Annotated in this window: 11 protein-coding genes and 1 pseudogene; 6 read left to right on the top strand and 6 right to left on the bottom strand. The window is 33.6% G+C overall.

The genetic code is table 11. From position 1 onward, the window contains the following. A pseudogene (locus WC622_RS03900) lies at positions 1-1,073 on the top strand (carboxypeptidase regulatory-like domain-containing protein); the annotation flags it as partial. A 78-nt stretch (positions 1,074-1,151) separates the two neighbouring features. Here WC622_RS03900 and WC622_RS03895 read toward each other — a convergent pair. From WC622_RS03895 to WC622_RS03880, 4 genes are all read right to left on the bottom strand, one after another. Beyond that, complete coding sequence (locus WC622_RS03895; RefSeq protein WP_372817487.1) at positions 1,152-1,523, bottom strand: hypothetical protein; 372 nt, start codon at positions 1,521-1,523, stop codon at positions 1,152-1,154. A gap of 24 nt (positions 1,524-1,547) precedes the next feature. Beyond that, positions 1,548-3,998 (bottom strand): TonB-dependent receptor domain-containing protein, encoded by a 2,451-nt coding sequence (locus WC622_RS03890; protein ID WP_372817485.1) that lies wholly within the window; start codon positions 3,996-3,998, stop codon positions 1,548-1,550. A 105-nt stretch (positions 3,999-4,103) separates the two neighbouring features. Further along, entirely contained in the window at positions 4,104-5,726 is a 1,623-nt protein-coding gene (locus tag WC622_RS03885; protein ID WP_372817483.1) for a PspC domain-containing protein, read from the bottom strand. A gap of 95 nt (positions 5,727-5,821) precedes the next feature. Beyond that, entirely contained in the window at positions 5,822-6,175 is a 354-nt protein-coding gene (locus tag WC622_RS03880) for a PadR family transcriptional regulator (RefSeq protein ID WP_372817481.1), read from the bottom strand. A gap of 411 nt (positions 6,176-6,586) precedes the next feature. On the opposite strand from WC622_RS03880, the gene WC622_RS03875 reads away from it, so the two are divergent. Next, entirely contained in the window at positions 6,587-6,745 is a 159-nt protein-coding gene (locus WC622_RS03875; protein WP_372817479.1) for a hypothetical protein, read from the top strand. Between the two features lie 11 nt (positions 6,746-6,756). On the opposite strand, the gene WC622_RS03870 is transcribed toward WC622_RS03875, so the two are convergent. Continuing rightward, the gene (locus WC622_RS03870) at positions 6,757-7,899 is read right to left on the bottom strand and encodes a putative sensor domain DACNV-containing protein (RefSeq protein ID WP_372817477.1); all 1,143 of its coding nucleotides are present in this window, start codon (positions 7,897-7,899) and stop codon (positions 6,757-6,759) included. A gap of 223 nt (positions 7,900-8,122) precedes the next feature. On the opposite strand from WC622_RS03870, the gene WC622_RS03865 reads away from it, so the two are divergent. The 4 genes from WC622_RS03865 to WC622_RS03850 all read left to right on the top strand — a co-directional run bounded on the left by WC622_RS03865 (position 8,123) and on the right by WC622_RS03850 (position 10,266). Further along, entirely contained in the window at positions 8,123-8,839 is a 717-nt protein-coding gene (locus tag WC622_RS03865) for a pirin family protein (RefSeq protein WP_372817475.1), read from the top strand. Between the two features lie 145 nt (positions 8,840-8,984). Beyond that, a complete protein-coding gene (locus WC622_RS03860) occupies positions 8,985-9,302 on the top strand; it encodes a hypothetical protein (RefSeq protein WP_372817473.1) in 318 nt (105 codons plus the stop codon). A gap of 84 nt (positions 9,303-9,386) precedes the next feature. Continuing rightward, positions 9,387-9,617 (top strand): hypothetical protein, encoded by a 231-nt coding sequence (locus tag WC622_RS03855; protein ID WP_372817471.1) that lies wholly within the window; start codon positions 9,387-9,389, stop codon positions 9,615-9,617. Between the two features lie 172 nt (positions 9,618-9,789). After that, positions 9,790-10,266, top strand: a complete 477-nt coding sequence (locus tag WC622_RS03850; RefSeq protein ID WP_372817469.1) for a hypothetical protein — start codon at positions 9,790-9,792, stop codon at positions 10,264-10,266. A gap of 183 nt (positions 10,267-10,449) precedes the next feature. Here the strand turns inward: WC622_RS03850 and WC622_RS03845 are convergent, their stop codons facing one another. Then, positions 10,450-12,258 (bottom strand): M61 family metallopeptidase, encoded by a 1,809-nt coding sequence (locus tag WC622_RS03845; RefSeq protein ID WP_372817467.1) that lies wholly within the window; start codon positions 12,256-12,258, stop codon positions 10,450-10,452. Positions 12,259-12,476: the final 218 nt, after the last annotated feature.

The raw sequence follows: 12,476 nt of genomic DNA, 5'->3' as shown, positions 1-12,476 counted from the left end.
ATCCGGTCATTACCTATTTGCCAGAGCAAGGAATTAATATTACAGGTACGTTGAGAGATCGTACAGGTATGCCGATAAAAAAAGGTGCTATGCGTTTAATGGTTACAGGCAAACCTATTTCTTCTGAAATAGTTACCAGTAACATGGGCTTATTCAATTTTCAGAATTTAGCTTTACCAGACTCCTCTCAGGTAGTGATTAGTGCGAAATACAATGCAAATGCAGCAAATTTAATGATAATGCTAGATGGAATTCCTACTGCTGGCGCTGCAAAAAACATTAATAATCCCGATGAAGTAATTAATATTGACACAGTACTTTCTGCTTATTTAAGCAATAGCCAAAAACAGTACAGGTACTTACGCACCCTTAAAACTGTTGAAATTAAAGGTACAGCTGTTAAAAAACCAAGTCACGCAGACCATAGTGCTTTGTCTGGTTTAAGTATGATCCCGGATCATTTAATTACTGGCGATCGTCTTTCAACTGGTTGTGGTCAATTTTTAAACTGTTTAAAAACGATGGCTACAGGAATGACTTTTGATACTGAAAACTTTTATATCTCACGAGATTATAATCAAGGCGGTAGAACTCCTGTCCAAGTTTTTATTAATGGGAATCCAGTAGATGCTAGAGACGTTAATAATGTAAATCCTGCCGAAGTAGAATCTATTGAAGTATTTTTAAAAGATGATCTAGGCACAGTTGATAGGGCCTATGGAACAAAAGGCGTATTAGTAATTAACACCAAAAAAGCACCAGTTGGCAAAAAAATAAGCAAACAAGAATTGATGGATATGTTACCAAAAACAAACATTATTACATTTAGCCCAATGGGATATAGCAAAGAACGTGAGTTTTATTCACCAAAATATCTTCCATCAGTTACTTATCCAAACAGTGATTTACGTACTACCATTTACTGGAATCCTAAACTAATTACTGACGAAAAAGGCAACGTGAGTTTTGAATTTTTTAATGCCGATGGAAAAGGATCTTATCGTGCAGTGGTAGAAGGAATTGATAAAAATGGAAATGTAGGTAGAGCTGTTTATCGTTACACCGTTAAGTAAAAAACTTTAAAAATAAAAGTGCAGCGTTTCCGCCGCACCTAAATTTTACCTGAAGGTTGATGAAAACATCAACCTTTTTTAGTTTTCACTAATTATCTCTTTAATACCCATACATAGTTTTTCCATCCTTTGATAAGAAGTAAAAGAATTCTTCTGCTTCTTAACATCGATAGTGATAAAACCTGGTTCAGCTTTTAAATAAAATCGAGTGCTATCTTTTAGTACAACTTCTGAGTTATGTTTACTTTTTGTGGTTGAAAAAAGATCATCCTCTTTTAATGTGCTTTCTATATATGCGATCACTTTTGCAGTTTTCCTTTCGGGATAAGAAGCTTCAAAGTTATACGCTGCTTCTGTTTTTTTAACGCTAATAGATTGATTGGATTCATTTAAATTACATCCAAATATTACGCAGCAAATTAATGCGAATAAGTAGTGTTTATTTTTCATGTTGTTGTTTTATAAGTTAAAATTTTAATTACTTCCTGCTCTACCTTTAATATCATCAGTTGCTGTATTTCTATTTCTTGCAGATTTTACATTCTGATTTCCAAAAGCATAATTAATTGTAAATGCTCCTCTTCTACTTAAGTATCGATTAACCACATTTAAGTTTACATTTTGGTATTGTAATTTCCCCTCCCAATGATTGGTTAAAAAGATGTCATCCATACTCAATCTAATTTTCAGTTTCTTATTCATTAAGCTTTTTTGAATGCCAGCATTTAACGCGTATTGTGTAATTGTAGTTTGTTCCACCCCTCTTAAACTTGGCGTATTCAACCAAAAATTAAGCTCTAACGAAAAATCCTGAGGCAATGTAAAGGAGTGATTCGTATTAAAATTATATGCCACTTTATTGGCGGTATATGCTGCACCTTCTAAATTTCCATCATCAAACTTTAAGAAAAACATACTTAGGTTATTTTGCATTCTCCAAAACTTAGTCACCTTAACAGGAAAATATAAATTGGCGGAATAGGTTTGTGCTCTTCCTAAATTCTTACGAATTACATTAACAATTCTCGTCTCTTCATTTTGCTGACTAATTTGAGTAATCATATCTTTTGTATCCGCATAATTTAAAGAGAAGGAGATTTCTTTATACGTATAACCAACTTCATAATTATAAGTAAATTGGGGTTTTAAATATGGATTTCCTTCATCCAACGCATATGGATCCATGTAAAAAACAAAAGGATTTAATTGCTGATAATTTGGCCTATCTACCCTTCTACTAAAAGAATAATTTAGGCTATTGTCTTTATTTAAGGTTTGGTTTACAAAAAAGGTTGGAAACAGTGATAAGTAATTTCTATCTACCACTTTATTGCTCGTTACCGAATTACCATTAGAATGTGTGTATTCTGTTCTTAAACCTAATTGTATTTGCCATTTTTTCCATTCCTTAGCAAAATTAGCGTAGGCAGCGTTTATGTTTTCTTTGTAAATAAAGCTGTTAGATTTTCCAACATCATTTTGCCAAGCTCCTGATAAATATTCTTCTGAAATTAAATCATTGTGTGTAACGACATAACTACTTTTTAAACCTGCTTCTACTTTAACCGTTTTATTTACTGCCCAAGTAAAATCTGATTTTGCAGCTACCACATTTATTTGTGCATCAGTAAAGTTTCTTAATGCAGTAGTTTTAGTTAAAGTTCCTGAATTATCTAAATATTGCGCATTAAATTTATCATTCTTTTCATTGCTAAAACCAGAATAATCAGCATCAAAAGTTAAATTCGTGCCTTCTTTATCAAAATCATGTTTAATGTTAAAATTTGCAGTTAAGTTTCCAACTGGAGAATCTGAAAGTGCTAATTGATTTACAGTATTAGAACTTGCAATACTGTTTTGCATTTCTCTAATGTGTGTTTGGCTCACATTATTTAAATCAGAATTTATGGTATTTGCATCAACCATTACACCAATAACTGTTTTATCCGACACGTAATAATCTGCGCCTAATTTACCCATGTACGCAACTCCTTTCATTTCCCTTTCAAAGTTCTGATTGAAAGAACTAGCCAAACTAGACGTTAAAGTACTGCGCAATACATTGATGTTATTAAAACCAACTTTTCTATTAAAGGCGCCTGTTCCATAAACATTCCACTTATTCACTCGATGATTAAGTGTTAAACTCAAACCCACACGATACATATCTTTCGGGAAATTTGGCTGAAAACCTTGACCAGTATTTAACGATAAACTTCCGTTTGTACCATAAGCCTTATTACGTTTCAACTTAATATTTATAATCCCGGCCGCACCCGCAGCATCGTATTTTGAAGATGGATTGGTAATTAATTCTATTGTAGCAATTTGATCACTACTCATATTACTAAGCAACGTAGTTACATCTGCACCTGATAAAAAGTTAGTCTTCCCATCAATCATTACCGTAATACCTGATTTGTTATTTAGTTTAATTTCATCGTTTTGTCGATCTACAGTTACGCCTGGTGCTTTTTCTAAAAGTTCAAGCGCACTATTACCCGATGAGACAATACTGCCTTCTACATTTAATACTGTTTTATCTATTTTACGTTCGATGTAAGGCTTTTTACCTTGTATCGTAACTTCCTTTAACTGTTTAGTGACGCTTTCTATTTTAATTGCTGGAAGTACTACATCTTGATTAACTGTAAATTTTGCAGTTGTTAATGTTTTATAACCAACCATATTGATAGAAAGGAAATACTCTCCAGTTTTAATCTCTTCAAAAGTAAAACCACCGTCTAAATCTGCCGATGAACTTTTAACCAAATTACTATCTGGTAAGCGTACTAGTTTAACAATCGCATACGGTACATTTTCGGTTTTCTCGTTGGTTATTTTACCAGAAATCTTATTTAATTTTTGGGCAAAAGAAGTCCCGCACACCAAAAGGCATGTTAATAGCACAAGTAAATTTTTCATGATTTGTCTGTTATGGAGTTATCAAATAAAGCAAAGCGGATACAAGTGATTAATAGAATTTCTTCGCTTTGCTTTGATCCGATAACTAACGGATGATAAAATTTGTTAAGGATTAGTTTCTTCTTTTGGCTTATCTAGTTCACTTTTACATTTCAAACCTTCTTCCGTCATTACCCATTCTCTATATTCACTGTCTTTTTGATCATCTGTATTGCAAGAGTAATAATAGAATTGCAAGTAGTTGTATATGTTATCGTTTAAGAATAAATGTGTTCCAACGGGTACTTTTAAGGTAATGTTTACTTCTTGGTTTCTCCAAATGCTTTCTCTTTTCAAATCTAATCTCGGACTAAGTGTTAGCAATGAATCTGTTTGTGTGTATTTGTAGTTAATGTTTTGAGCATTTTGTAAAGCAACTTGAAATGTCTTTCCTTGCGATTCGTAAGTTTGTACCATAGTAGTTTTATCATTATCGCTTTTTACAATTTCTATACGCACATTACGTGGAACTCTAAAAGGATGATCATCAGAATCATCAACAATAATTCGTTTTCCGAAATCCATTTCACTAATTCGATAGGCTACACTATCATCTTTACTTAACACCATACTTTTATCTACATCGATTACATAGGTTGGGTAGGTTTTCAACTCCGTTGTTTGTACTAATTCTGCATGTTCTTGAAACTCTGATGAAATTTTAGCTACATAATATACAGTTGACGAAACACCAATTAACCAGATAATTAATAACGCAAAAGAAAGTGTTTTATGAATTGCCATTCGATTAAAAGCTACTCTTATCGCAAATAAAACCAATGCCAACACCGGAATAAATAGCGTCACAAAAGCTCCCAATACAATTTCACTTCTAAAACCTTGGTTAATAATTGATAAAGGGAAATAATCATAAGCATTCGAATCCCAGAAGCCTAAAAATGCAGCTAAACATATAATTAAGCTGATCATCAATCCAAAACCGCAAATAATAAATGATCCTGCAATAATTTTCATAATTACTTTACCTGTACCATTTAAAAATCTGCCTAAAACCTCTATCATTTCTGTAATAAAATTTCCTGAACGTTTAACCATTGGCCCAAGATGCGCATTAGCAGATTTCATGTTTTCTTTAAACGCAGCAAGCTCCTCTTCAAAACTTCTTTGATAACCATATAAATTGGTTGCTTCGCCTTTCATCGACATTTTTTCTGATCTAGAAACCGCTCTTGGCATTGCAAACCATAAAATTAAATAGGCTAATATTCCAGATCCACCTAAAAAGATAGACAAGAAAGCAATTAATCTGACCCAACGTGTTTCGATATTTAAATAGTGGCCTAAACCTGCGCAAACACCAGCAATAACACCTTCATCTGTATCGCGGTATAGTTTGCGATGTAGTTTTTTACTACCCGTATAATTGTTGTATGTATTTGTCTGTGGAGCTTCCTCTTCATCTTCTGTTTGAAAATCTTGAACACGACCCATTTGTGCAATTACACTTTGAACATCTGCTAATTCAATTACTTGCTTTTGTCCAGCTTGCAAAATTTCCGAAAACATTTCAGCAATTCGGTTTTCTATATCCGTTACAATTTCAAAATCATCAGCATTTTTCGCAAAATGTTGTTTAATCTCGTTTAAGTAAGTGGTTAATATCTCGTAGGCATCCTCTTCGATGTGAATGATGGAATTACCAATATTTATAATAAGTGTCTTTTTCATGTGATTATATTTTTTTCAGTGGCGATGAAGCTATCATGATTTTCTTATCTGCTTTTTGTGATTGATAAATCATGATGGTTTCATAATTGCTGTGTTTAATTTTGAGCGTTTTTTGGTTTAGTTGCACCATGCTGCGAAGTGGTAATGGCATAAGCCAATTCCTCCCATGTGGTGTCCAATTGTTTTAAAATCTGTTTGCCATCTTCGGTAAGCACATAATATTTACGAGGCGGACCAGATGTGGATTCAACCCAATTATAACTCAATAATCCGTTGTTTTTTAAGCGGGTTAATAAAGGATACAAAGTTCCTTCAACTACGAGTAGTTTAGCTTGCTTTAATTCGGCGATAATATCTGAGGCATAAATCTCTCCTCTCGATATAATTAAAAGCACACAATATTCAATTATGCCTTTTCGCATTTGTGTTTGCGTATTTTCTGCTATCATAAAACAAAGATATATGTTTCATATAGTATTATGCAATACATAGTACTATAAATATTTCGTAATACAGTGTAATAAACTGATAATCAATAGAATAATTTTTAATTAAGTTTTTATAAAACGAACATTCTTCTATAAAACTTATAGATTTCAATAAAAATCAGTGATAAATGCGCTGTTGTTTTATCCAATGAATGCACAAAAAAGAAGATGATTTAATTGCTATACAGAAAAAAGAACATTGTATAATACAACCTGTTTAAGAAACAATACAATTGATTAAATTAAAGAAAAAGCAAAGTTTAAAAAGTGCTAATATCGATCGTATAGCTAGATTTTCAAAAAATTCAACAACTTAGTAATCATTGGCTTAAGTTTTGTAATAAAAAAAATAACCTATCAAAACATCATCCTATGATTATCAAATTACCCTTACCAACAATTCTTTATGCCAGACATAAAGTAATGAAAGTGACTACTCCTTTAACGTTAAAGGATAGAGTTAAAGCTGATCGTTTAGCTATTTTTATTTCTTATCTAATCGCAATTGCTGCTGCTGTTATTTTATCTTAATTGATACCGATTTATAATAATAAAGTATCTATTCTATGTGCTTGCACCATATTTAAAGTGGGCGACCAGCTGTAAACAGTAAAGTGTCCATCTTGTGAAGCTACCAAAGCTTGGGCATTTCTTTGATCAAACACGAATTGAGCGGCGGAAAGATGCCGAGTTCCTCCAATTTTTGCAGGATGAACCACCACTGCTTCCCCACCTGAAATTGGTTCAGAGAAAGATAGTTCCTGAATATGTCCACTACTATTTGCTCTGCCTGTTTTAGCACCAAATGCCAGCAATTGATATTGGTCTGTTATAATAGTTACACCATCAATTGCAGTTAATCCAGCTAAATGATCTACTTCTCTTTTTAAGGCGCTTTGCCAAAATATCTCACTTGCATCAGGTCTATCTTTATGCACTAAATCAGCTAATCCTTTAAAAGATGGGCTTAATGCATAACTAATCGGATGAATGACCGATCGCTCCCAATCCTTTGTATCTTGTGGAACAACCAACAGCGCTCCTCCTCGTCCATGCGCCCGCATTGAAACGGCTAATTGAATTAAAATATTTGCAGAATCATTCCAATACGAATGTGCGGTTAAATCTAATAAGGATAACAATATAGAAGGACAATCTGGACTACTTGCGCTTTTGTCCTCCACAATTTTTATTTGATCGCCTTTTAATACTGCTACGTTGGTGTATTTACCGAAACCATAAATTCTACGATGTTTAATAACTAATAATGCTGGCTCCGATACATCCACTACAAAACAATAATTAGGAATATTTAAGGTAGTGCCCCAAATATGTAAATTATATCCATCGTGCCATACACCAATGTGAATACCGCCACGCTCTACACCAGGAGCTAATTTTGTTAATACATTGGGATTTAATGGTAATTTCTGATTAAAAAGTAAAGGTTTTCCAGCTTGCTCTGGTGGTAAAAAAGCAATCGATATTTTAGGAGAATGTCCTTCTTCTTTACGCAAGCTCGACCAAAAGGCAGCATCCAATATTGCTTCTATTACTCGTGCAGGAGGTTGCGGTGCTAAATCTTGTTCGCCCTTAGCGTTAGCCTCTGCCAAATGTTTTGCAAAATGCACTTCTATTTTCGAAGCCACTAATTTAGCTGCTTGGTATGTTGCTCGGTTTACCATTTCACTAAGTTATGTTTTTCCATTTGCAGTTTTAACTTTTAATCCACTGTTTACATTTCGTCGACTTTTTATTTATTTACCACATAGATACATAGTAACACATAGCTTTAATACACCTAACTTATGTATGTGTGTGCTAACTATGTGCTTCAAGATTTCTTATCCTACATCAATAACCAAATCTACTAGTGGGCCTATCTTTGTATTAATAAATTATAACAATATGGCACAAACAGTAATACACAAAGCTAACACCCGAGGGGTGGCAGATCATGGTTGGTTAAAAAGTTATCAAAGTTTCAGCTTCGCTGGATATTACAACCCAGAGCGAATTAACTTTGGTGCATTAAGAGTTCTAAATGATGATATTGTAACAGGTGGAATGGGTTTTGGAGAACATCCTCATGATAATATGGAAATTATTTCTATCCCGTTAGAAGGAGAATTACAGCATAAAGATAGCATGGGAAATACGGCAACCATTAAAGCTGGAGAAATTCAGGTAATGAGTGCAGGAACAGGAATTTATCATTCTGAGTACAATGCAGATGCAACAAAACCTGCTAAATTTTTACAAATTTGGTTGTTCCCTAATAAAAGAAATGTAACCCCACGTTATGATCAGATCGTATTAAATAATACAAATCAGCAAAATGAGTTTGTACAAGTTTTATCCCCAAATAAAGAGGATGCAGGAGTATGGATCTATCAAGATGCTTGGTTTAATTTAGCAAATTTTACAGCAAGCACTTCAAAAACCTACTCGTTTCATAATGAAGGAAATGGATTGTATGTTTTTGTCTTAAAAGGAAAGGTAGAAGTAAACGGTGAAGCTTTAGATACAAGAGATGGCATGGGTATTTGGGATACAAATTCTGTTGAAATAAAAGCAACAGCTGATGCAGAGTTTTTGTTAATGGAAGTTCCAATGGAGTTTTAAAAACTATGTTTTTCGTCATTCCCGTGAAAACGGGAATCTTAATGTATAAAAGTCCTATCACTGCATTACGATCCCCATCCGATAGCTATCGGATCAAGTTGAGAATGACGAGTTAAGTTTATAGACAAATTTTAATTAGACAAAAATGCAACGCATTCAAATATTAGTCATAGGTACAAATAAACCAATCATGGAAACCATTGCCAGATTAATTGATAGAGATGGATTATGGCAGGCTACTATTGCCTTTTCTTTTGAAGATGCGCTAGCTATGTGTTCACAACAAGATTTTAAAGTAGTACTTATTGGTGGTGGTATTGCTGAAGAAGAAGAATTGGTATTAAAACAGTATTTACTTAAGAACAAACGAAACTTACCTCTTGTTAAACATTATGGTGGTGGAAGCGGATTGTTGTTTGCAGAAATACATCAAGCTTTAAGCAACACGAATAAACATCAATAAAAAATCTTTAAGCAAATCTATTTTAATCTTTATTGTGTTCAATACTCAGGCAACATTTTCAAATTGTTCATAAACAATGAAGCATTGTTCAACAACAAAAGACAATTGTTCATAAACAATGAAGTATTGTTCAACAACAATGAAGCATTGTTCAACAACAATGAAGTATTGTTTAACAACAATGAAGCATTGTTCAACAACAACGAAGCATTGTTCAACAACAACGAAGCATTGTTTAACAACAACGAAGCATTGTTCAACAACAACGAAGCATTGTTCGACAACAATGAAGTATTGTTCAACAACAAAACATGATTGTTCATGAACAATGAACCAAAAGCATATGATAATTAGCTAGTACTAACCACTACTATTGCTTAGTAAATAACTTCTCATTCAATTAAAATTAAAATAATCTGCATTAATTAAACACAACGGCACAACTCTTGTTATGTTGATGAAAATATATAACAATTAACTATCGATTATGAGAAAATTACTATTTACTTTAATTACGGGCATTGCAATTTTAGCAATGAGTACATCTGATGTAAAAGCTCAGGCTTACAAAAATGCTATTGGTGGTCGCTTTGGATCTGCTAATGGTATAAGTTTTAAAACTGGCTTAAACAAAAATGCAATGTTAGAGCTTATTGGAAACTTTAGAAGCAATAAAAATGTTGACTACCTTAGAATAACAGGATTATATGAAGTATACAACCCAATTAACGGTGCTGAAGGTTTATCTTGGTATTATGGTGGTGGTGGTACACTTGGTTCTGTAAAAGTAAAAGGCTATGATGGCGATCTTTATTTGGGTTTAAATGGTGTTTTAGGTTTAGACTATAAATTTAATGGTGCACCAATCAATTTATCTTTAGATTGGATACCAACATTACAATTAACTCCAGATACTGATTTTTATAGTGGAGACGTTGGTTTAGGAGTACGTTTTACTTTTTAAGCACAAAACTAAAGAGCAAAGACTTACAATAAAAAATCCCGTTAGGCAAACCTAACGGGATTTTTTTGTTTCGTCATTCCCAACTTCATGTAGAATACTAATAACATTACATTTTGCGCATTAAGATTCCCGTTTTCATGGGAATGACGACAGTATTAATCCAATGACGATAGTTCTTATAAATTAATTACCCATCCATTTTTTGCGAACAGCCAATTGTAATGGCGTTGCATTTTCTTTAATGGTCGCTTTTAATCTAACCGCAGGGTTTGCTGTTAATGTGATATCCAAATCTTTTTTAAGTCCATCTCTAATAACACTAACCTTAATTACATCTCCAACTTTTTTGCTGGTAATTTGGCTCATTCTTTCTAACATCATTTCGGCAGGTGCGCCATCAACAGTCACTACTTCGTCGTTTACATTTAAGCCACCGTTCCAAGCACCAGATCCACGAGCTACGCTACCAACAATAACTTTACCAGTTCCCATTGAAGCTCTACCAGCATTAGCACCTAAATAAGGTACACTTTTGCCTTCATTTTCATTCACTACATCAATACCTGCGTAGCCGAAATACTTTGCAAACTCAATATCTGCTGTACCTGTAACATATTTATTCCAGAAATTAGTAAAACTGATACCGCTTACTTTTTCTACCACTGCTTTAAATTCTGCATCAGTATAACCACGTTTTAAAGTTTTGCATTGTAAATACATAGCTTTCATTACGTCGTCTAAGCTTTTAGCACCTTTAGTTGCATTGATAATTTCTAAATCCATTAAATTACCAATTACTTGACCTTTTGAATAATAAGAGATAAAGGTGTTATTCGCATTTTCTGATGGACGATACGCTGGATTGATCCATGCATCAAAACTAGATTCTGCTGCCGAATTAACTTTAGCACCTGGTGTGTTCATTACTGTACCAATACCACCTAAATTAGCATTTACAAAGCCTTCTGGGTTAATAAGTCCAGCTCTTAACATCACTTTGTTTGGATAATAAGAAGTAAATCCTTCTGCTATCCAAAGGTTAGTCGTGTAGTTCTCATTATCGTAATCAAATGGACCTAAAGCAATCGGACGCATTCTTTTCACATTCCATAAGTGAAAATATTCATGTGCAACTAGCCCTAAGAAACCTTGGTATCCTCTTTCACTAGCGTATGCATTTCTGCTAGCGCCTAAAACTGTGGAGTTTAAATGTTCTAAACCACCACCACCTTGTGCATAGTTGTGTACAATGAATGTATAATGCTTGTTCGGGTTTTCGCCAAAAACAGCTGTTTCTTGTTCCACTATTTTAGCCATATCCACTTTTAAACGTTCTTTATCATAGTTACCGCCACCATACATGGCTACTTCATGTCTAACACCCGCAGCTGTAAACTCAAACACATCTTGGTTCCCCACTTCTAATGGACTATCGTATAAAATGTCAAAATCAGGAGCAGTATACGTGAACTGTTGTCCAGCTACTGGTTCTAAACCTGTGCTTACTTTATCCCATCCTTTAAATGGAATAATTTTCACTGTACTTGGTGTTTTTATCATCCCGGCAGGGTACATAAAAATATTTGCCGACGATAAGAATGCATGAGAAGCATCAATAAATGCGGTACGAACTGAAATTTCGAAAGCATAAACACGGTAATTAATTTTTACAGCATTTGCTTTGGCATTGTAAACTCTCCAGGTATTTTTATTTACTTTTTCTGCTTTAACCGCTTTACCACCAACTGTAGCTCCAAAACCTTCTACACTTTTAGCAAATTCACGCACCAAATAAGAACCTGGGGTCCATACTGGCATTTTTACATCTACATAACTTTTAGCAGCTAAACCAGTCATGTTCATCTCTACTTCTGCATAATGTGCTTGTGGTTCTGTAAAGCTTACCTGAAAGGCTGTTTTAACTTGTGATTTTGCCGCCATAGTTATGGATAGGAATACAATTAATCCGAAAATTGATTTTTTTATAAACATAGTTGAAATCTTTTAACGCAAAAATATAACTTCTTGCTTTTTTACGAAGCTAAATTAGATAATAAGCTGTAACATACTTAGTACATCATGTGATAAAGGAAACAATTAAATATTTTTGTGCGTTACCAAATCATAAAACACATATGAAACCATCATGATTTTTCGAACTACACAGTGGTATGAAAAAATCTGATGCTTCATCACAATTGAAAACTAAA

The sequence above is a fragment of the Pedobacter sp. genome, assembly GCF_041662865.1.
In the GTDB taxonomy this organism is placed as follows: Bacteria; Bacteroidota; Bacteroidia; order Sphingobacteriales; family Sphingobacteriaceae; genus Pedobacter.
This window is presented reverse-complemented; position numbering and strand designations above follow the sequence as displayed.